At 34.2% G+C, this 20600-nt stretch carries 21 protein-coding genes and 1 tRNA gene; 10 read left to right on the top strand and 12 right to left on the bottom strand.

Features of this window, described 5'->3' with window-relative positions; translation table 11 throughout:
• Positions 1-111: 111 nt before the first annotated feature.
• Positions 112-1353: a PKD domain-containing protein gene (locus J7E44_RS20505; protein ID WP_214833080.1), complete on the bottom strand. Its 1242-nt coding sequence runs from the start codon at positions 1351-1353 to the stop codon at positions 112-114.
• 89 nt (positions 1354-1442) lie between these two features.
• A complete protein-coding gene (locus tag J7E44_RS20500; protein ID WP_214833078.1) occupies positions 1443-4469 on the bottom strand; it encodes a reprolysin-like metallopeptidase in 3027 nt (1008 codons plus the stop codon).
• A 269-nt stretch (positions 4470-4738) separates the two neighbouring features.
• Between J7E44_RS20500 and J7E44_RS20495 the strand changes: the two genes are divergently transcribed.
• Positions 4739-6178, top strand: a complete 1440-nt coding sequence (locus tag J7E44_RS20495; protein ID WP_214833076.1) for a LuxR C-terminal-related transcriptional regulator — start codon at positions 4739-4741, stop codon at positions 6176-6178.
• A gap of 760 nt (positions 6179-6938) precedes the next feature.
• Here the strand turns inward: J7E44_RS20495 and J7E44_RS20490 are convergent.
• The 7 genes from J7E44_RS20490 to thrA form a co-directional block, all read right to left on the bottom strand.
• Positions 6939-7009 (bottom strand) — tRNA-Cys (locus tag J7E44_RS20490).
• A 50-nt stretch (positions 7010-7059) separates the two neighbouring features.
• Entirely contained in the window at positions 7060-7575 is a 516-nt protein-coding gene (locus J7E44_RS20485) for an RDD family protein (protein ID WP_214833074.1), read from the bottom strand.
• A 27-nt stretch (positions 7576-7602) separates the two neighbouring features.
• Positions 7603-8973, bottom strand: coding sequence for a DUF4403 family protein (locus J7E44_RS20480; RefSeq protein WP_251040633.1), 1371 nt, complete (start codon positions 8971-8973; stop codon positions 7603-7605).
• A gap of 25 nt (positions 8974-8998) precedes the next feature.
• Complete coding sequence (gene folB / locus J7E44_RS20475) at positions 8999-9367, bottom strand: dihydroneopterin aldolase (RefSeq protein WP_214833072.1); 369 nt, start codon at positions 9365-9367, stop codon at positions 8999-9001.
• Between the two features lie 5 nt (positions 9368-9372).
• Positions 9373-10677: a threonine synthase gene (gene thrC, locus J7E44_RS20470; protein WP_214833070.1), complete on the bottom strand. Its 1305-nt coding sequence runs from the start codon at positions 10675-10677 to the stop codon at positions 9373-9375.
• Between the two features lie 15 nt (positions 10678-10692).
• Entirely contained in the window at positions 10693-11622 is a 930-nt protein-coding gene (locus tag J7E44_RS20465) for a homoserine kinase (protein ID WP_214833068.1), read from the bottom strand.
• A 10-nt stretch (positions 11623-11632) separates the two neighbouring features.
• On the bottom strand, positions 11633-14083 hold the full coding sequence (thrA, locus tag J7E44_RS20460) for a bifunctional aspartate kinase/homoserine dehydrogenase I (RefSeq protein WP_214833066.1): 2451 nt from the start codon (positions 14081-14083) through the stop codon (positions 11633-11635).
• Between the two features lie 692 nt (positions 14084-14775).
• Here thrA and J7E44_RS24155 point away from each other — a divergent pair.
• From J7E44_RS24155 to J7E44_RS20430, 8 genes are all read left to right on the top strand, one after another.
• Positions 14776-14904: a hypothetical protein gene (locus J7E44_RS24155; RefSeq protein ID WP_261511064.1), complete on the top strand. Its 129-nt coding sequence runs from the start codon at positions 14776-14778 to the stop codon at positions 14902-14904.
• Between the two features lie 370 nt (positions 14905-15274).
• The gene (locus J7E44_RS24435) at positions 15275-15442 is read left to right on the top strand and encodes a bacteriocin-like protein (RefSeq protein WP_261511065.1); all 168 of its coding nucleotides are present in this window, start codon (positions 15275-15277) and stop codon (positions 15440-15442) included.
• A 41-nt stretch (positions 15443-15483) separates the two neighbouring features.
• Positions 15484-15678: a bacteriocin-like protein gene (locus tag J7E44_RS20455; RefSeq protein WP_214833064.1), complete on the top strand. Its 195-nt coding sequence runs from the start codon at positions 15484-15486 to the stop codon at positions 15676-15678.
• Positions 15679-15806: 128 nt separating this feature from the next.
• Positions 15807-16001 carry a bacteriocin-like protein gene (locus J7E44_RS20450; RefSeq protein WP_214833062.1) on the top strand — a complete coding sequence of 65 codons (195 nt, stop codon included), beginning with the start codon at positions 15807-15809 and terminating at the stop codon, positions 15999-16001.
• A gap of 64 nt (positions 16002-16065) precedes the next feature.
• Positions 16066-16251 carry a bacteriocin-like protein gene (locus J7E44_RS20445; protein ID WP_214833061.1) on the top strand — a complete coding sequence of 62 codons (186 nt, stop codon included), beginning with the start codon at positions 16066-16068 and terminating at the stop codon, positions 16249-16251.
• Between the two features lie 97 nt (positions 16252-16348).
• A complete protein-coding gene (locus tag J7E44_RS20440; RefSeq protein ID WP_214833059.1) occupies positions 16349-16534 on the top strand; it encodes a bacteriocin-like protein in 186 nt (61 codons plus the stop codon).
• Between the two features lie 34 nt (positions 16535-16568).
• Positions 16569-16742: a hypothetical protein gene (locus J7E44_RS20435; RefSeq protein WP_214833057.1), complete on the top strand. Its 174-nt coding sequence runs from the start codon at positions 16569-16571 to the stop codon at positions 16740-16742.
• A 22-nt stretch (positions 16743-16764) separates the two neighbouring features.
• Positions 16765-16944 (top strand): hypothetical protein, encoded by a 180-nt coding sequence (locus J7E44_RS20430; RefSeq protein WP_214833055.1) that lies wholly within the window; start codon positions 16765-16767, stop codon positions 16942-16944.
• 40 nt (positions 16945-16984) lie between these two features.
• Here J7E44_RS20430 and nadA read toward each other — a convergent pair whose 3' ends face one another.
• The 3 genes from nadA to J7E44_RS20415 all read right to left on the bottom strand — a co-directional run bounded on the left by nadA (position 16985) and on the right by J7E44_RS20415 (position 19572).
• Positions 16985-18004: a quinolinate synthase NadA gene (gene nadA / locus J7E44_RS20425; protein WP_214833052.1), complete on the bottom strand. Its 1020-nt coding sequence runs from the start codon at positions 18002-18004 to the stop codon at positions 16985-16987.
• Between the two features lie 49 nt (positions 18005-18053).
• Positions 18054-18620, bottom strand: a complete 567-nt coding sequence (gmk, locus tag J7E44_RS20420; RefSeq protein WP_214833050.1) for a guanylate kinase — start codon at positions 18618-18620, stop codon at positions 18054-18056.
• Positions 18621-18714: 94 nt separating this feature from the next.
• A complete protein-coding gene (locus tag J7E44_RS20415) occupies positions 18715-19572 on the bottom strand; it encodes a YicC family protein (protein ID WP_214833048.1) in 858 nt (285 codons plus the stop codon).
• 112 nt (positions 19573-19684) lie between these two features.
• Here J7E44_RS20415 and miaA point away from each other — a divergent pair, with 112 nt between their 5' ends.
• Positions 19685-20593: a tRNA (adenosine(37)-N6)-dimethylallyltransferase MiaA gene (gene miaA / locus J7E44_RS20410; protein ID WP_214833045.1), complete on the top strand. Its 909-nt coding sequence runs from the start codon at positions 19685-19687 to the stop codon at positions 20591-20593.
• Positions 20594-20600 lie beyond the last annotated feature (7 nt).

Here is a 20600-nt window from a genome sequence, read left to right as displayed (position 1 = left end):
ATGACAAAAGTGCCAGAGTATTGTATGATTTATGAGATGTTTACTATAGTAGCAAAATAAAAACTCTCCGGAATTGGAGAGTTTGGGAAATTGACGAACCATGGAATGATTTTATTTTTTAATTAATTTGATACTTTCAGAGCCACCATCTTTATATTGAATGCTTAGAATGTAAACTCCTTTGGTAAGAATTGAGAAATCAATTTTTCCATTCATTATATTAAGATCAGGAAATGTCCGGATTTTTCTTCCGTCCATACTATATACCGTAATTTCCTTAATAGGTTTTGTTGTTTTTATAAATGCTGTATTTTCGACAGGATTTGGGTACAATTCGAATTTTGAGGTTTTATTTTCGGTGACCGATAATAAATTAGTATCAACTTGTTTTGATATGGTTTCGGAACACAAATTTTTATTAACGGTAAGTGTAATTGTATAAATTCCCGGGGATGAATAATGATGAGTAGGGTTCGTGGCTGTAGAAACTGTTCCATCACCAAAATTCCAGTTCACACTACTGTAATTGGTTGATTGATTCTGGAGATCTATATTTTGACCTGAACCTGTGACTAAAAAATTAGCATTCAGATGAAAGATATTGGTATTCCATTGTGCAGGATTATTTAAAAATGTATTACCTGCAATTTGTTGATAGTACTCTGCTTTATCCTGGGCAAGGCCTCCATAAAAAGTAGATGGAAAAACAGAGGTTTGGAAGATTGTGGCATATATTGTTGATGCCACGAGATAGCTTCCCTGCAATCCTGGATGTATATCATTATAAGAACCATGTAATGCGAGATCTTGTGTTACTGTATAGTGAGCTCTTGCTGCTTCTCCGGCTGGGATCATTTCCACCTGCATAAGATTGGACATCTTAGTGATAGAATCCTTAATGATCTTTTGATAAGCGAAATAAGTGGCATAATCATTTTGAGCTGGAACTCCATACGGTATTTCATACAGGAAAATTTTAGAACATGGACTGTATTTTTTGATGGAATCCCGTATTATTCTACCACGTTCTGCGGTTAAAATTACGGGATTGCTTACCCCTGCAGACTCACCTGTTCCTGGTTGCATAACTACATATTTATAGTTTTTAGATCTTATTTTTTGAAATAGTGCTGCATCGTTCACATGATTTAGGAATCCGGCTCCTCCAACAGTGTGAGAAGTAACGTCAACGTTTTTTCCTTTTGAAATGGAGATGCTTTTAAAGAGTTCCGGCATATCATTAAAATAGGTAATACTATTACCAATAAAAAGAACATTATCTGTTTGGGAAAAGAGTGATGTTGAAATATTCAGCAGTAATATAATGAAGATATTATGTATAGTTTTTTTCATTCTGGTCTTATTTTATTGATTAAAAAAAGATAATACCTGCAAATAATAAAGCACTCACAGGTATTAAAAAATAAACTAATTGTACGAAATTATTTTTTGATTAGTTTTGTGTTATAAGTTTTGTTCTCACTCGTAATAGAAATGATATACATTCCTTTTATTAATGAAGCAACATTAATTCTCTGACCATCCAGTTTACCACTTTGTACCAGTCTTCCTTCAGCACTGTAAATCTTGTAATCAGCTTTTCCTTTCAGGTTTTTAACCTCTACAAAAGTATCAGCCGGATTTGGATAAATTTCGATTTCAGAGTTTGTTCCTTTTACTTCATTTACAGCAAGAGCATCGGTAATTTTCACAGGGAAATCTCTGAAAGAACCTGCTGAAATAAACTCATTTGGACCCGTTGGAACAGATGGACTGCCACAAGCATCATCTACACCATTAAAGAAAGTACTAGCCACCCTCATTCTTAAAGTTTTATCTCCGGAATATGCCGTTGCAGGTACCGTAAATACTACTGTTCCTGTGTGTCTTCTGTTTGCTCCAGGAATAGCATTTTTAGCGCCAACTTTTTCTGAAGCTTCAAAAACACCATTTCTGTTATAATCGATCCAAACCTGGAACCAGTCATTATATTGACCACCTGCTCTGTTTGCATAATCTGAGTACGACAAAGTGTATTGGGTTCCTTTGATTAAGTTGATCAGTTTAGTAGGATCCTCACTGTAATCTCTATAAGTATTTGATATTGAAGATACGGTTTGTCCTTCGGAATGTACCAAGTTAGAAAGTGACAATGAAAGAAGTGCGCTGTAGGCGATGCTAAGCGTACTATTACCTCCAGTAGTCATTAAGCAGTAGTCAACTCCAGTCTTCAGTCCTTTCGTTTTGAAAGCATAGTTACTGGAGAATGTCCCCGGAACAGAATTCACTACAGCAGCAACCTGTACTTCGTAATTCGTTTCATCTTCAAGGTTATTAAGAACTACTGAATTGACAGGACTTGTTGCATTTGACCAGTTTGTAGTCCCTGCTTTTCTGTAATTGACTGAATAAGTAGCACCAGGCACACTGTTCCAATCTACTCTTGCTGTTGTTTTGAAAACTTCCGTATCAATAGTTGCAACTCCTGTTGGAGCATTCGTTGTTGATGTTGGAGCTGTTCCTATAGTAACCTGAGGAGATACTGCATAGAAGATGTTTCCAACTGCAGATATCCTGAATTTAACAGTACCTGTCAAGCTACTTGGCATTTGCGCAGAATAACTACCTGTATTAGGAGCAGAAGCGACCAAGTCCGTCCATGTCGTTCCGTTGTTTGTTGTATAGTCTATTTTGACATTCGTAACATTATATGGAGCTGCGTTTGTATTGGCTACTTCCCACTGAATTGTATTTGTTGCATTATTATACAATACTGAAGAAGCGGTAAGGCCATTGAATTTAAATGGTCCGTCATTTCCAACAGTCACAGTAGTTTCAGAAGAAGATAACATTGGTCTTAGATTATTTTGATCTCTTACTGTTACCGCATAATGTAATGTTCTTGGAATGTATGAAACCGTTTCCCAACCTGCTTTACCTGTTAAGCTTCCACTCATCACTGTCGGCATGCTTGGGAAGTACCTTCTTCCACTTGCCGTTCCTGGCCAAGATCTGGACAAAGCACCCTGGGTGTTATATCCCCATCCACTGTCTCCAGAAATTGAAGCAAAGCTATCAACACTGTCATACTGTTCCCAGGTATAATTTAAAGGATCATTTTGTGCGTCGATAGCATTTGCCTCCAGATAATAAGCTGTTCCTTTAGGAATGCTATATGCTATAAGAGGAGCTATTACCGGAGCATTATTTATTATAATGTCTTGAGCTATTCCACAAGCGGGTTTACCCTCAAGGTTGGTTAGGATCTGATCAATAGAAGCATAATGGAAATAAGCATCAGAATTCATTTGTACATTATCTTGTGTAATTCCTGCATATCCCATAATGGTTGTTCCCCCACCGGGTTCTACATTCACTCCTGAATTCTCAGTGCTTTTTGAAAAGGTATGATTACCTCCTATCTGATGCCCTATTTCATGAGCTACATAATCGATGTCAAAAGAATCGCCACTGGGAACTGCATTGGAAGGTGAAGTGTATCCGGATCCTTTTCCTTCAGGATCTGCAGCTGTAGGATCTACACAGATACATCCAACGCATCCAGCATTTCCTCCACCTCCTGAAGCTCCAAACAAATGCCCAATATCATAAGCAGCATTACCAACATTGGCAGTCAAGGTATTCTGTAACTCTAAATTCCAATTATCCATATCATCAGCAATAGAATAAGGGTCCATTACTGCATCTGCATAAATAATTCCCGGTAAGTCCTGAACTATTAATTTAACTCCAAAATCTTTTTCAAATACTCCGTTTACACGAGTCATTGTTGTATTGATCTGTGCTACTGCTCCCGGAACTCCATTAAAAAATGCAGTATATTCTCCTGTAACAGATAATGCTAATCTATAGGTTCTGTATTTTGTACTTGATGGTCTGCTCGTAATTCCTACACTAGAAAGATTTTTTTTTCCGTTTTTTTCTAAAGCTTTGATAGCACCGAAATTTTTTTCATCCGTAGAGCAGCTGAAGCCATGTTCTCCACCAGTTCTTTTGGTTTTATAGAAAACACCATAAGTCTGCTTATCAGCAGTTACCGGTTCTATAAACTGATATTGCCCGTCTTTAATGATCATAGACTGCATCTCGGTGGGAGAAGTACTGAATCTAAGATATTTTGAAGGATCATCAATTCCTATCCCAACATAAGATCCCAACTGGTATCTGTCTGCCATAGACTTTTCCATAACAGGATTACTGTAAACCGCAAATTTTTCAATCTTACCATCTACGGTTGGTAAAGAAATAACTACAGGTTTCGCACCATTCCCCGTTTCTACGGCATCTTTTAAAAGGTTCCTAAGTGACGCTAAATCTACTCTGTAAGCATATTTAACATCTACCTCTTTTCTCGTTGGGGAAACCTTTGAAGCAGGTTCCCATCTCTGTGCATAAGCACCAGTAAAACCAGCAGCCAATACACAAATGAGTAAAATTTTCTTTTTCATAAAATAATACATTTAATATTTATGGGTTTTTATAAATGAATCCCTAAGTAAGCTAAAACGGACTTACAACAATCAATACTTATTAATTGTTAAAATTTGATGGGATTTGTTTTTTTTATTTTTTCCAAAACTACTTATTATCTTATTTGTAAATGAGTTTTAATGTATTGATAAACAGATAGTAGTATGTAATACGTATGTTTTTATATGGAATGGTAAAAAATAAGTACATTAGTTTTGCAGTTGAAAAAGAAACTACTTTAAAAACTATGGTTAAAAAATTATTATTGCTTGTATTTGCTTTCTGCTTGTCTGGATTTTCGTTTTCTCAAGTTTTAGGAGAAAAGCACTATAAAGATATGATCTATGGTATCGATTTTTCAACAGCAGGTGATGGGGAAATAAAAAAGATCAAAAATATTATAGAGCAATGTGGGGGAGCAGATTATAAAGATTGTGTTGCTTTAGGTAATCTAAAGATTGCTAATATTTATAATAAAAATAATGATATAGAGAAGTCATTTAATTATGGAGATAAAGTTGAAAAATTAATTACTCCCGATACTGATCCTGAAATTGTCTTCTATTTGCGTGCACTGCAATTTGGTTTATTCATGAAAATAGGGAAAAGAATGGATGCGTTAGGTAAATTAGATGAAATACCTCCAAGAGTAAGAGAAAATCCTTATTTTGATTATTTACTGAATTGGTATTATGGTGAATTCTATAATGATACTGGTGAAAAAGAAAAAGCATTATATGCCTATAAAAAAGCATACAAACGGGCTAAAATATTTAGAAGCAATACTAGTAAGTATCTTTCAAATCCAAGTAAAGATAAGATCAGTAATAGTTATAAACCAACATCTTCTATTGCATGGATGTATCTTGATTTAGGTAAGACGGATTCAGCAAAGGTATACATTGAAGAAGCTATCAGTGATGCGAAGAAAATAAATAACATGGAAAGTACCTATTATTCCTCTTTGTATGCGGCCAGATATTATAAGGCCATTAAAGACTACAAAAAAGCTCAGCAATATTTGTGGACCAGCAAATATATCGCGGGCAAATTCTATAAGAGTGAGGGTTATGTAAAAGCGGTTAATACAGCTTTGTTAATTTTATATAGAGACATGAAGGTGACCGATAGTGTTAATTACTATTCGATGCGGCTTCTTGCTGAAGAAAATATCAACGATAAACAGAATAAAAATCTCAATGATATTATTGACAAGAAAAAAAATATTGACGAAACGGAGCATCAAGAACAGGCTGATAGATTAAAATATATTTTAATTGCCAGTTTTTTAATATGTATTCTATTGGTGTATTTTATTTTCTTTTTTTATAAAAAATATAAAAGTAAAAGCTTAGACAAAATCGATAAGCAAGTAGAGCAACCCGTTTTGCATGATAATGGTCTGTTTAATGAAGTAATCCTCTTGGCTAAACAAAATAGCCCTGAATTCCTCACAAGGTTTAATGATTATAATCCTCATTTTACGGAAAAGCTATTAAAAATAAGCAATCTTAAAAGTTCAGAAATAAGGTTTTGTGCCTACCTGTATTTAAATTTTTCAACAAAAGATATTGCAGAATATACCCACACCTCTGTCAGAACCGTTCAGACCAAAAAATATAACCTGCGGAAAAAACTTAGTATTCCCAGTGATGTAGATATATATCTGTGGTTTAGTGATTTATAAAAATGATGGAGTGGTGCTGTTGTCTTTAAACAAGAAATACCCAAACTCTAAGGATAAAGATTTGTATGTAATGGCTCTGTATATTATTGAAACAGGTTGGATTTCTTTTATACAGGAACCTTTGGTTTGCCCAGAATGATATTGCAGGAATTAAAATTATATGTTAAATAATAAAGTCTCCTCTATTGTTTTGTAATGTTCTATAATATAGTTAGTTGTTGTTAAAAAGAAAATATTTTAACTGATTCTTATTGATTTTTTTTTTCTTAAAATAATGCTAAAATGGAAATAGATAGCCTTTTTGGCACAATATTTCAATGTAAAATGTAACTCATGTTTAATTTGAGTTTTCATGGTTATTAGTTTTTATCCCCAACTTCGGTTGGGGATTTTTTTATTTAAAAAGGAGTCCTTCATTAAAGAAGAACTCCAAAGGGCAAATGAATGCTATTTTAAAAAGTGTTTTCAGATAAATGCTCCTCAAAAGAAGAGAAGCATTGCAATAGTAAACGATGAAAATTATTATTAGATTGGATTTCTAGTTCAAAACTAGTGATAGATCTTTAAATTTATTTATGATCGCAATCATAAAGAGCTGAATTAAAGTGTTTTTGTTACTTTACTACAAAAATTATTGTTAATGTATGTGAGTATATGGTATAACAGAGAAAAAAACACTTTGTTTTTCTGTAGTAACAGGACAAAATAAAAACACCTTTCAATAATCAACTGATTTACAGTCTCTTAAAGAAAGGCGATGAGGTACCTAGCGGATTCGAACCGCTGTAGATGGTGTTGCAGACCACTGCCTAGCCGCTCGGCCAAAGTACCATTTTTGAGGTGTGCAAATATAAAAATTTTTCTGAATGAAACAAAGTTTTTTAGATATTTTCTTTTGTTCCAAGGGTGTTTATATCGCTTTTCAACTGTAACTCAGCTTCATAATCTTTCTTTATAATAACACAGGTCTGGCTCCATTTGTCATGAAGTCCACTTTTATCAGCTAAGTATGATAGCGGATCTACAAAAGGGATTCCTCGGATAATATTTCTTAGCAAGTAATTACCGACATTAGGTGAGGTTCCATCTGTCATAATTACCTTAGTTCCGGTAATCAATTTACCTAGGCTTCTACCTTGAGTAATTAGCTCGGTTAAAAACATAACAAAAAGATAGGCAGATAAAGTGATCAGCCGATCCAGCATCGGATTCATATTTTCCATCCTGTATCCTATTTCTTCTACAGTACTGCCTGTGATCAATGCATAAGCAACGCCCAGTAATCCGAACAGGATCAGGATCAATATATAGCTGAAAATAAAATCGATTATATAATTAGCCAGTCTAAGGCCTTGTGAAGCCCTATGTCTGTCAACAATTTGTAAATATTTTCTCATGGTGTATAGTTTAGTTTTTAGTTTTACTTAGATTCCATTGATGATTAGTTTTAATGAGGCATTTGTGTCGATGACAGCGGTAATTCCAGAAGTACCTAAAAGGATTTGACTTGGTCTCAGATTGAAGACTCTTCCATTCATTTTTAAACCCTTATAATATTCTTTATTAAAAGCTTCTTCAATACTTTTTTTAGAAGTATCAACCAGTTCCTGTGTAGGAATTCCGTATTCTTCCTCGATCATTTTTACAATTTTCCCCTGAAACAATAGACTGGCTGTTTTTTGCAGGATATTCATTGTTTTCAGCTTGAACTTAGTGTTCGACAGCACAATTTTTTTCTTGATATCATCATACACAGGAATTCCCGAAATAAGTGCTGTTCCTTTTATATATCCTTCAGTCTGGGCTTCGATCATAATTCTGTTTTCAACACCATATACCCTGATATCTGTAATTTTCACTTTAGAATCCCGGACATCATATTCCTTACCCAGGAACATTTTTCGGGCGATATTCGATGCTTCTGTGAAAGGAACATTTGCTGTCGTCTGCAATGAAAACTGATCTCCAAGGGTTGGCGTAAAGTTAAAATTACCTGCCGTTTTTACGGGTAATGAAGATGCCGGTTTACTTCCTGTAAACGTTTCAGAATAAATATCTATACCAATATTGGCATCGATCTGATTACCATAGAATTTAAGTGGTGTGATATTTACATTCACTGGCGTTACTTTTAGCCACGTATTATATTCTTCAGAGATATTAAAAGGTTGTGAGAAAACATTCCAAGCCATTACAGCATATTGCTGAAAATTAAGCTGAGTTCCCATTTGCTGATCGATCGTTTTGCAGAATTTTAGCTGCTGCTCTTTCAGGCTTTTTTCAACCAGGGAAGTAATGGGGATCTGCACTTTTCCATAATCTAAAACAGGCTTCGTTACCCATTTGAATCCCATCGGCTGTGTGTTTGTAATAATGGTCCAGTTATTTTTAAAATTTAAGGTTGTATTAAAATACATTACCGTTTCAAAAGTAGTATTCTGATATGAATAAATTCCAAGGGTACCAATCCCTTTCTCTGCCCATATTTTCAAAGGAACTTCGATTAAAAGGTTTTGATTGGTTCCGCCAACAAGTCTTATAGGACGTGTTTTCCAGACTTTCACCTTAAACTGGTCATTATTGTTATCCGTGTACGAATCATCCTGATAGATCAGCTCCTTCACTGAAGAATTGATCATATTGCCAATTTCAGAAAGTGGTATTGTTACCGGCATCGTAATGCTGGATTTTATCTTTGGAAAATTATAATCTGCCAGTTGATTATTAATATTGGTCTGGCCAAAAATACTAACAAATAACAGCGAAAATAATAGGGTCGTGAATTTCAAGTTCATAGGTTGGAAAGTGAAAATAATGTTATTAATTATTAGGGTTGAAACTTTTTTCAAGCTCAATGCTTGCACCTGTCATTTCTCCTTGCATTGGTGGAGCCGTTTTGGTAATTTTTAATTTAATATAAGAAATTTCAGGAAAACTTTCATAAATTTTTGAAATGATCCTTCCTGCAACATGTTCTAAAAGTTTGGATTTAATTTTCATTTCACCATGAATAATATCATTGATGTCGGCATAGCTGATTGTATCATTCAGATCATCAGATTCAGATGCTTTCCAAAGGTCGGTGTGAATTTCTAAATTGAGTAAGTAGTACGTGCCAATGGTGTTTTCTTCAGGTAAAACACCATGGTACGCATATATTTTAACATCCTCTAGAAAGATTTTGCTCATAAAATTCAATTTTTATTTAGCAAAAATCGTTTTAATTCTTCAAAGTCTGAATTAATTTCTACTGTTTTTTTATCCTTGTTCATTAATTCCTTTAATGACGCGGGAATTTTGATTTTTTCTCCAATTGCTTTCTCTACAGAATCAGGAAATTTTACAGGATGAGCCGTTTCCAGAATGAATCCCTTTTTATCAGGATGTTCTTCTAAATAATTTTCCAGGGCTGAATAGGCAACAGCTCCATGAGGTTCAAGAATATAGGTATACTGTTCATAAACTTTCCTTATCGTCTCTAAAGTATCTTCATCATTTACAGAATATCCTGAAATACTGTTTTTTAGATTTTCAAACTGATCCTGAAACAATTCTAAAATACGCACAAAATTACTTGGATTACCAACATCCATTGCATTGGAAAGGGTAGCCACTGTTTCTTTAGGTTCTAAAATTTTTGTTTTTAAATAATAAGGAACAACATCATTAGCATTACAGGCCGCAATAAAATGATCGACTTTCATTCCTCTAAAATGAGCTAGAATTCCGGCGCAGATGTTTCCAAAATTTCCGCTTGGTACACAGATAACAGGATCTCCTTTTTCAGCTTTTTGCCATTTTTTTAAAGCCAGTAAATAATAGATCTGCTGAGGTAGCCATCTTGCAATATTAATAGAATTCGCAGAAGTTAGAAAAATCCTGGAATTAATTTCCTCATCTGAAAAAGCCTGTTTTACAAGATTCTGACAATCATCAAAACTGCCATCCACTTCCAATGCTGTGATATTTTCTCCCAAAGCCGTTAATTGCTTTTCCTGAACAATGCTTACCCTTCCTTTAGGATAAAGAATAATGACATCGATCCCGGGAACCTTATAAAAGCCACCGGCAACAGCACCTCCGGTATCTCCGGAAGTAGCTACTAAAACCGTAACTTTCTTATCATCATCTTTTAAAAAGTAAGATAGACACAGGCTCATAAACCTTGCGCCAATATCTTTAAAGGCAAGGGTAGGACCATGAAACAATTCAAGTACAGAAATTTTATCATTGATCTTCTTAAGTGGGATCTCAAATGAGATGGTTTCCGAGATCATTTTTCGTAATTCCATTTCAGGAATCTCTTCATCCACAAAATCTTTCATACAGCGAAAGGCAATTTCTTCATCTGAAAACCGGTTGAGATCCCGTATGAAATCTTCATCAAACTGAGGAATCGTTTCAGGAAAGAATAGTCCTTTATTTTTCCCCTGACCTTTAGTAGAAGCTGTTTTAAAATTGACCTGCTCTTCTTTATCTTTTAAATTATAATAATTCATCTTTTATAGTTTTGATTAATGATTATGCTCTATAATGGTAATTCCTGTAGGATTAATATCAGAAACATATCCAAAACTTTCCACTTCAATTTTGTCATAGACGGATTTCATCATCCGGACGATTTCATCTGCCGTTTCTTTCTTTTCCGTAATCATAAAAATAGAAGGGCCGGATCCCGAAATGCCGCCACCTAATGCGCCAAGCTCCAAACTCTTTCTTTTAATGGTATCAAATTCCGGAATCAAAATACTTCGGACAGGTTCTACAATAACATCATTTAGACTTCTTCCGATCAGCGATAGATCATTTTTCTCAATACCGGCAATTAACCCGGCAATATTTCCCCATTGCGTTACGGCATCTTTCATCATTATATTTTTCTTCAGTATTTGTCTGGCATCAGACGTTTTCACCTCTACCTGAGGATGAACTGCAGCAACAAACAGATCAGGAGTGTTCAAAGGTATAATATCAATGGGGTTTGAAGATTTTACCAAAGCTATACCTCCATATATGCATGGTGCAATATTATCTGCATGCCTGACTCCGGAAGCTAATTCTTCTCCAAACATGGCAAAATGAATGACCTCGTCTCTGGATAAAATATTTCCTAATAAAACATTCGCTGCAAAAGCTGCTCCCGCGGCACTTGCTGCACTGGAACCAAGACCACTGCCCGGTTTTATGTTTTTATGAATAATCACTTCAAATCCATTTTTCAGATTCAGATGCTCCAATATTTTTTTTAATACAACACCTGCTACATTTTTTGAAGCTTCTTCCGGAAGACCAAAATGATCGGTATGCCGGATGATAATATCAGGTATTTGTGTTATTCTTAATTCCATTTCGTCGTATGGCTCATTAATGGCCATTCCTAAAATGTCAAAACCACAAACCAGATTGGCAATTGTTGCCGGAATTTTAATTTTTATACTTTTCATATTTTATGTTTTAAACTGAACGGACGATATCTGCAAAAACCCCACTCGCAGTAACCTCAGCACCTGCACCAGCTCCTTTTACCACCAATGGCTGTTCGGAGTATCTTAGAGTTTTGAAAATTACAATATTGTCTTTGCCGTATAGATGATACAAATCGCTGTTGGGACTGATATGCTGTAATCCTACTTTTGCTTTTCCATTGTTCAATTCGGCTACATATTTTAAGATTTTACCTTCTTTTTTAGCCTGATCAAATAAGTTTTTAAAATGATCTTCATATTTCACGAGCATTTTATAAAAATAATCTACATCGCCATTCATACATTCCTCAGGAAGGAAACTGACGTTTTCAATTTCATCAAACTGCAACGGGAAACCAGCTTCACGAGCCAGAATTAAAATTTTCCGTGCGACATCTGTTCCTGCAAGGTCCAGTCTTGGATCAGGTTCGGTAAAACCTTCTTTCTGTGCCTGAGCGACTACTTCAGAAAATGGCTGAGTACCATCATAATGATTGAAAACGAAATTTAAAGTGCCACTTAGCACTGCCAGTATTGAAGTAATAATATCTCCACTTCTAACCAGATCATTTATTGTTCCTATAATAGGTAATCCAGCTCCTACATTGGTTTCAAAGAAAAAGTTACAATTGTGATTTTTTGCAAGATTTTTGAGTTTCTTGTAATTTTCAAAATCTGAAGCCGCAGCAATTTTATTACAAGCCACAATGTTGATACTTTTCTTTAGAAGGTCTTCATAAATTTCGGGAATCTCAGGATTAGCGGTAAGGTCAACAAAAACAGAGTTTCGTAAATTTCGGGTTCTGATTTCCTGACTAAACTGATGGGCAGAAGCAGCCTCTCCATTCTCAAGAAAATGTAGATAATCAGTTTCTGGAATTCCATGGTCTGAAAAGACCATTTTCCGGCTATTTGATAAACCTGCAATTCTAAGATTGATCGACAGATTTTCTATCAGGTATTTGTTCTGTGCATAAACCTGTTGTATTAACTTAGTTCCTACATTTCCTGTTCCACATATATAAAGATGGACCTGTTTTATTTCGGACTCAAAAAATTCTTCGTGCAGAATATTGACTGCTTTTTTAGTATCAATTTCAGAAATAACAATACTGATGTTTTTTTCCGAAGAGCCTTGCGCAATTGCCCTGATATTAATCCCATTGTTTCCCAAGCAACTGAACATTTTTGCACTAACACCGCTTCTGCTTTTCATATTTTCTCCAACTAATGCCACAATAGAAAGCCTGTCTTCAATTTTTACAGGTTCTATTCTTTTCAGCTTAAAATCATCTTCAAATGCTGAATTGATTGCATTTTCAGCGTGGAAAACTTCTTGTTTATTAATAGCAATGGTAATAGAATGTTCCGATGAGCTTTGGGTAATAAGGATGACATTTATTTTTTCATGACTTAAACACTGAAATAATTTAGCTGAGATACCCGGAACACCTACCATCCCGCTTCCTTCCAAAGTAAGAAGGGCGATATGATTCATATTGGAAATACCAACTGCTATTTGTTCTTGCTCCTTATCAGAAGATTTTGAATGTTGTGTAACCAAAGTTCCGGGTGCCTCTGCATCAAAAGTGTTTTTGATCCTAAGATCAATATTTTTTACCATAACCGGCTGAATCGTTGGTGGATAAAGTACTTTTGCTCCAAAATGGGAAAGTTCCATGGCTTCCTGGTAAGATATTTCAGGAATGACTTTAGCTTGGGAAACGAGTCGCGGGTCAGCGGTCATCATTCCACTTACATCGGTCCAGATCTGAAGTTCCCCGGCATCAATTGCGGAAGCAATAATGGAAGCAGAATAATCTGATCCACCTCTTCCTAATGTTGTTCTGTTTCCATTTTCATCACTCGCAATAAATCCGGGAGCTACAAAGATCTGATTGTGGTTATGTTTAAAATAATGTTTCAGGTTTTTTTCGGTAACATCAAAATCCACTTTTGCGTGAGTATAGTTGTTATTGGTTCTGATATGATCAGGTGAACTCAGCCATACAGCATCAAATCCTGCAGATTCTAATCTTGCAGTTATGATATTTGATGACAGAAACTCGCCATAAGATGTTATTTTATCTTTAATTCTTGCCGTAAATTCACCCAAAATGAAAATACCATTACATAGATCTTCAATATCATTGAAATGCTTTTTTACAAAACTTAACCAAGAACTTTGCGCTGAAATAGGGAAGATTTCTTTTACGATTGCTAAATGTTTTTCTTCAAGATTTTTAAGATATTGCAGATAGTTTTCATCAGCAATAGATGCAAGTTCTGCTGCTTTAATCAATAGGTCTGTAACTCCGTGTAAGGCTGAAACGACAACAATAATTTTATGGTCAGAAGATTCTTTTTTTATAATATTTTCGACTTGTAGAATGGCCTGTGCATCAGCTACAGAAGTTCCACCAAATTTTAAGACTTTCATCATTTATTTTTTAAGGTTATGAAAAATTGAGAAGGATACCCTTTAAAAAAAGAGTACAGGTACCTGAAATAATATGTGAAAATCTACCCCGCTATGGGGTTGTAGTTGTAGAAGTAATTGTAATAATAAGGGATGCAGTCGGAATAGAAAATTCCGAGTAAGTAGTTACAGATATGTTTTGTACTAATTGCATCTTTGAAGAGACAAATGTAGAAGTTATTTTGGGAAATAAAAATATTTCAGAGACTTAAATGAAAAATATTTCAAAACAACATGAAAATAAACGGCTTGTATCTTGTTGGTAATCACGGTTTCATTTGATTTCAAAATTTATTTATTTCTCTTGAGAATTGAAAGAAAATAGTAAACATTATTTTCAAAATAATTACTCAAAAGTTTACAAATATTCAGTATTTGCTTTTTTGGAGATGATTGAAGTTAATGTATAATTAACAAATTTCTTGTTATTTTTTACAATAACAACAATAATAGACTTTTTCATTATTTATGAACATTGTCAAATATCCCATTTGCAAATGTTTTTTTTATTTTTTATTTGATTTGTAGTGTATGGTTTTTATTAAAGGATACTTAATCTATTACATTAATTTGTTAAGTATAACTTAATATTAAAAATTTACATATATTAAAATTTTTAACTTTTTTTACATGAAAATTTAGCATTTGTAAAAATGAAAGCACGATTAAAGAAATTACATCTCTTATTTTTCATTGTTTCACTGACTGGAGCCAAGCTTAAAAAAGATATGTTGCAGAAATTATCTCAGGTAAGAACTAATCTTTTCCCCGAGCTTACGTAAAAATAAAAAGTTCATGTGAAAATATAATTACGGACATTAATTATTGTTCCCCAAATCCATGTTGTATTTTTTGATTTTTATAATTTAGCGCTTTAAACTCAGGATAAATGATCGAGTTCAAATACAAAACTATTTCGACAAGAATTGGAATAGTTTTTTTTGTATCTAATATTGATCGTTGATAACTCTTATTTTTCTTTTTTCCAATGATCTGAAGAGAAATACAAAAATCATGGAAATCTTCACACTTACTTAATTATTCTATACAGATATTAAGTCTCACTTTGTTTTTTTATTTTTAATTCTCACTTTCGAGTGAAACAAATATTGAATGATATTCTAAACCTTAAAACAATTAAATCATTTTATTATGAAAAATATTAAAAAACTCTCAAGAGAAGAACAAAAAAAAGTAAATGGCGGATTTACCCAGTTTCAGATAGATACCTGTGGTGGCGCAGCCCTTGTATGTTTCCGACCAGGGGGATGGGGGTGCTGGCGAACTCCGGGAGGAACCTGTTATGCTCCTATGGTATAATTTTTAACATAAAAAAAACTATTTAACAAAATGTCTTTATCATGAAAAAATTATCAAGAACACAGTTAAAAACAATTAATGGTTCAGGCTGTCCGGGAGGCTGTCCGGCAGGAAATACGTATGGCCCACCAGGATCAGGTGCAGCTCATTCATGTGCGGCATATCAATCATTATCACAATGTTGTAAGAATGAAGCATTTCTCAGTCCAGCGTGTGTTGGACCGGTAATATCTTAGGATATAATAAAGGCTGTTCATTTGAACAGCCTTTATTGTGCTCTTTTCACATCTGTAATAATTATCTTAATTTTCATTGTAATCTAATATATTTATTTATATTTATAATTCAAACAAAATTGAATTATATGAAAAATTTAAAGAAATTAAACAGAGGAAATTTAAAATCAATTAATGGAGGAGCTGTTTGTATAGGAAATTGTCCTCCGGGACCTTACGGTCCGGGTTTTCCATCATCTTGTGAAGCTTTTCATGCATTGCCGCAATGTTGCAAATCTAAGGTATTGGTAAGCTCAGAATGTTTTGATCAGACCGTTAATTAGACAGAATTTCTAAAGCTTATTTTTTTAATTTAATCTTTTATTCATGTTTCAAATTCAAACTAATATGAAAAATTTAAAAAAATTAGACAGAGAAAATTTAAAATCGATCAACGGAGGAACGGCATGTAATGAGAATTGTCCTGTAGGACCTTACGGACCGGGTTTTCCAAGATCCTGTGCTGACTTTAATGCATTGCCAAAATGCTGTGAGACCTATGTAAAGGTAAGTATGGATTGCTTTCCTCAATAAAGAAATCAAAGCACTGTTGAGACGGTGCTTTTTTGTCATTTCTTGTTCAAAAATAAAAATATTGGACCTCATCAGAAACTAAATAAATATAAATACTATGAAAAATTCTAAAAAGCTAAGCAGAGAAAATTTGAAATCATTCAATGGAGGTGGAACTTGTAACTATGTTTGTCCTCCAGGGCCATATGGACCAGGTTATCCAAGATCATGTGCTGATTATGATGCCTTACCTGCATGTTGTAAGCCTAAAGTTTTATTGAGTTTCGAATGTGCTCCTGATTAATTTTTATGCTAAACTATAGAACAAATTTAATACGATGAAAAAACTATCAAGATCAAAATTGAAAAATATCAAAGGAGCAATGAACTGTGTTGGATGTCCGGTGAATAATAATTATGGTAACGGTCCAGAGTATTCTAATACTTGTGAGCAGTATCATGCTTTATCGGAGAATTGCAAAAATTGTGTTGATGTAGCTTTCGACTGTTAGTTTAAAATAAACTTAATTTATTATGAAAAAACTATCCAGATTAAAACTGAAAAACATTAAAGGTGCCTCGAACTGTTCTGGCTGCCCTGTAAATAATACGTATGGGCCAGGGCCGGAGTATACTAATTCCTGTGACGATTATTTTAATCTATCAGGAAGTTGCAGAGCGTGTGTAGACGTGGCAGCCTATTGTTTCGAATAACAATACATAAAAAAAGCACTGTGAAAACAGTGCTTTGAATTTATTTTATACTTTTTGAAAGATCCAGCATCGCTTCGATTGGCTTTAAAGCTCTCAAACGAAGTTCTTCATCGATAAGGATTTCTGGAAGTTCATATTTCATACACAAATACAATTTTTCCATTGTATTACGTTTCATATAGAAACACTCAGAACAGTTACAGCTTTCATCAAAAACCAAAGCTGGAATCAATTCTTTATGTGGAGCACGTTTTCTCATTTCATGAAGAATACCTTCTTCAGTTGCAATAATGAATTTCTGACACTCGTCTTTTTCTACATAGTTTAACAATGCAGAAGTTGAACCTATAAAATGAGCAAGCTTTAAAACAGCTTCTTCACTCTCAGGGTGTGCAATCAGTTTTGCATCCGGATTGTCTGCCAATTGCTGAGCAATTCTTTCCATTGAGAAAGCTTCATGAACGATGCAACTTCCATCCCAAAGGATCATATCACGACCTGTTTTTTTAGAAAGGTATCTTCCCAAGTTTTTATCAGGTGCAAAAATGATAGGTCTGTCTTTCGGTAAAGCTTCAATTACCGTTTCAGCATTGGAACTTGTTACAATAATATCACTTTCAGCTTTAGTTTCAGCATTACAGTTGATGTATGTTGCAATTAAAGCATTTGGATGCTGCTCTCGCATTTTTCTCAATCCTTCACCGCTACAGCCATCAGCTAAAGAACATCCTGCCATTGTATCTGGAAGAACTACTTTTTTGGTAGGGTTTAAGATTTTTGCCGCTTCTGCCATAAAGTGAACACCACAGAAAACGATCATATCAGCGTTCGTATCTTTTGCCTGTCTTGCCAACTGTAAAGAATCTCCAAGGAAATCAGCAATATCCTGAATTTCTCCAGGTTGGTAATAATGCGCTAAAATAACCGCATTTTTTTCTTCTTTAAGTTTAAGAATAGCTTTTACTAATTCTTCTCCTTGAGGAATCGCTATATCTTTTATATCTAAAAATCCCCTAACAGGAATAGCAGATTTAGCTCTTTCTAATGTTTCGGTACTCATATCAACCTCAATGTTTTTGTTTTTAAAAGTAGAAATTTTTAACTGCTTTTTAATGACTACTGATAAAATTTTTTATTAAACTTTCTATTTCTATTTTTGCTTCACCCAAATCCGTATTGATCACGATTTTATCAAATTCGCTGGCATAGGTCATTTCTTCTTCTGCCTTTTCTACACGGGTTTTAATGGTTTCTGCATCATCTGTATTTCTTGAAATCAATCTTCGTTCCAATTCTTCAATAGAAGGGGGTTCAATGAAGATAGATAAGGCTTTTTTACCAAAATATTTTTTTAAAGAAATTCCTCCCTTCACATCAACATCAAAAATAACTACTTTGCCTTGATTCCAGATTTTCTCTACCTCAGATTTTAAAGTACCGTAATATTTATCGGTATATACTTCTTCATATTCTACAAAAGCACCCTCAGTGATCTTTTGTCTGAATTCATCCGGAGTTAAAAAATGATAATCCACAGCATGTACTTCAGTTCCCCTCGGCTGTCTCGTAGTACAGGAGATCGAGAATTTAAGTTCCGGAAATATATCTAAAGAATGTTTTACTAATGTTGTTTTTCCGCTCCCGGATGGCGCTGAAAATATGATAACTTTTTCCATGGTTGATGGGTTTCAAGTTTCGGATTCCGGATTTTGGGTTTTATCTTCTGATTGAAATTCAGATATTACCCTGCATCTCGGACCACGTAACTATCTATAATACATTTAACGTTTGTTCTTTAATTTTTTCCAGGTCATCCTTCATCATTACTACTAATTTCTGAATTTCAGCATGATTGGCTTTTGAACCTAATGTATTGATTTCTCTTCCGATCTCCTGAGAAATAAAACCTAATTTCTTTCCATTAAAATCTTCATTATCCATTACTTCTTTATAGTATTTCAAATGCTGGGAAAGTCTGACTTTCTCTTCAGAAATATCTAATTTTTCCGTAAAATATGCCATTTCCTGATAGAAACGGGTTTCATCTACATTTTCAAATTCTTTTAAAGATTTTTGATAACGCTCTTTTACACTATTAATTCTTACCTCTTCATAAGGAATAACTTCAGATAAATATTTATCGATATTCTGAATATTTTTCTCCAGTTCCAAATGCAGGGTCTTGCCTTCAGTTTTTCTGAATTCTTCGAATCTATCAACAGAATTGTTTACGATTCTTGCCAGGTTTTCCCATTCTCCATCTGTAAGTTCATCAGGTCTTGATGTAATAGCATCAGGAAGCCTTACTGCCATTTTTAGATATTCAAAGTCAGGTCCGTCAGAGGCTATATTACGGAGTTCACTCATGTATGAATCGATGAGGTTTCTATTGATTTTTACATCATTGCTTTCCTCAAGATTCTCCACTGAAATGTAGCAATCCACTTTTCCACGAATAATTCTGTCGTTAAGAATTTTTCTGATTTCGAATTCTTTTTCTTTATAGCGTAACGGTATTTTAATATTTAAATCAAAGCTCTTGCTGTTCAGTGATTTAATATCTACGCATATTTTTTTACCTTCAAAAACATCTTCAGCTCTACCGAAGCCAGTCATTGATAAAATCATAGTTTTTTATTGTCTTACAAAGATAAACATTTAAATTAGCACTGTGAAAAACATATTCACTGATCAAGATTTAGATTTCATATGACCATTAAAAAAGATAATTAGCCTACCGATGAAAAATTTGATTTCTATAGTAGGACCCACAGGAATTGGAAAAACAAGATTGGCAATTGATCTGGCCAAACATTTCAATACGGAAATTGTTTCCTGTGATTCGCGTCAGTTTTTTAAAGAGATGAAAATAGGCACTGCTTCACCGTCTGTAGAAGAACTGGCTGAAGCACCCCACCACTTTATTGGAAATCTTTCTGTTAAAGAATATTATTCTATTGGGCAGTATGAGGAAGATGCTTTACAAAAACTTAACGAACTTTTTAAAAAATATGATACCGTTATCCTTGTGGGTGGAAGTATGATGTATGAAAAAGCAGTCATTGAAGGATTGAACGATCTCCCTGAGGCTAATATTGAAAATCAAAAGAAACTACAAGAGATTCTGGATTCAGAAGGAGTTGAGAAATTACAGGATATCTTGAAAGAACTAGATCCTGAATACTATGCAGTGGTAGATTTTCATAATCATAGAAGACTTTTGAGGGCAATCGATATCATTTGGCAAACCAATAAAAAATATTCAGACTTAATTGCGGTTTCTCAGGATTCCAGAGATTTTAATGTAATCAGGGTTGGAATTGAAGCTCCAAGAGAAGAGTTGTATGATAGAATCAACAGGAGAGTGGATATTATGATGGAAAAAGGTTTGTTGGAAGAGGCAAGAGGTCTTGAAGAATTTAAAGGACTTACAGCTTTGAATACAGTTGGCTATGCGGAATTGTTTAAATATTTCGAAGGAATCTGGGATCTGGACTTTGCTGTTGGGGAAATCAAAAAGAACAGTCGCAGATATGCAAAAAGACAATTGACCTGGTATCGTAAAGCGGATGACATTCATTATTTACCATTAGGATACACACCACAAGATTTTGATGATTTAATTGAGTGGCTTTCTCAACAACAATAAAAAATGC

The organism is Chryseobacterium sp. ISL-6 (assembly GCF_018613715.1).
Classification (GTDB): Bacteria; Bacteroidota; Bacteroidia; order Flavobacteriales; family Weeksellaceae; genus Chryseobacterium; species Chryseobacterium paludis.
Note: the sequence above shows the minus strand (reverse complement) of the source record. Positions and strands in the feature narration are given on the sequence as shown.

Bases quoted from the DNA above. Each gene is read 5' to 3' on its own strand.
- thrC (WP_214833070.1), bottom strand. From the start codon at position 10,677: ATGAATTATTATAATTTAAAAGATAAAGAAGAGCAGGTCAATTTTAAA.
- J7E44_RS24435 (WP_261511065.1), top strand. From the start codon at position 15,275: ATGAAAAATATTAAAAAACTCTCAAGAGAAGAACAAAAAAAAGTAAAT.
- miaA (WP_214833045.1), top strand. From the start codon at position 19,685: ATGAAAAATTTGATTTCTATAGTAGGACCCACAGGAATTGGAAAAACA.
- J7E44_RS20435 (WP_214833057.1), top strand. From the start codon at position 16,569: ATGAAAAAACTATCAAGATCAAAATTGAAAAATATCAAAGGAGCAATG.
- J7E44_RS20445 (WP_214833061.1), top strand. From the start codon at position 16,066: ATGAAAAATTTAAAAAAATTAGACAGAGAAAATTTAAAATCGATCAAC.
- gmk (WP_214833050.1), bottom strand. From the start codon at position 18,620: ATGGAAAAAGTTATCATATTTTCAGCGCCATCCGGGAGCGGAAAAACA.
- thrA (WP_214833066.1), bottom strand. From the start codon at position 14,083: ATGAAAGTCTTAAAATTTGGTGGAACTTCTGTAGCTGATGCACAGGCC.
- folB (WP_214833072.1), bottom strand. From the start codon at position 9,367: ATGAGCAAAATCTTTCTAGAGGATGTTAAAATATATGCGTACCATGGT.
- J7E44_RS20485 (WP_214833074.1), bottom strand. From the start codon at position 7,575: ATGAGAAAATATTTACAAATTGTTGACAGACATAGGGCTTCACAAGGC.
- J7E44_RS20450 (WP_214833062.1), top strand. From the start codon at position 15,807: ATGAAAAATTTAAAGAAATTAAACAGAGGAAATTTAAAATCAATTAAT.
- J7E44_RS20500 (WP_214833078.1), bottom strand. From the start codon at position 4,469: ATGAAAAAGAAAATTTTACTCATTTGTGTATTGGCTGCTGGTTTTACT.
- J7E44_RS20480 (WP_251040633.1), bottom strand. From the start codon at position 8,973: ATGAACTTGAAATTCACGACCCTATTATTTTCGCTGTTATTTGTTAGT.
- J7E44_RS20495 (WP_214833076.1), top strand. From the start codon at position 4,739: ATGGTTAAAAAATTATTATTGCTTGTATTTGCTTTCTGCTTGTCTGGA.
- J7E44_RS20465 (WP_214833068.1), bottom strand. From the start codon at position 11,622: ATGAAAAGTATAAAAATTAAAATTCCGGCAACAATTGCCAATCTGGTT.
- J7E44_RS20430 (WP_214833055.1), top strand. From the start codon at position 16,765: ATGAAAAAACTATCCAGATTAAAACTGAAAAACATTAAAGGTGCCTCG.
- J7E44_RS20505 (WP_214833080.1), bottom strand. From the start codon at position 1,353: ATGAAAAAAACTATACATAATATCTTCATTATATTACTGCTGAATATT.
- J7E44_RS20455 (WP_214833064.1), top strand. From the start codon at position 15,484: ATGAAAAAATTATCAAGAACACAGTTAAAAACAATTAATGGTTCAGGC.
- J7E44_RS20415 (WP_214833048.1), bottom strand. From the start codon at position 19,572: ATGATTTTATCAATGACTGGCTTCGGTAGAGCTGAAGATGTTTTTGAA.
- J7E44_RS24155 (WP_261511064.1), top strand. From the start codon at position 14,776: ATGAAAGCACGATTAAAGAAATTACATCTCTTATTTTTCATTGTTTCA.
- J7E44_RS20440 (WP_214833059.1), top strand. From the start codon at position 16,349: ATGAAAAATTCTAAAAAGCTAAGCAGAGAAAATTTGAAATCATTCAAT.
- nadA (WP_214833052.1), bottom strand. From the start codon at position 18,004: ATGAGTACCGAAACATTAGAAAGAGCTAAATCTGCTATTCCTGTTAGG.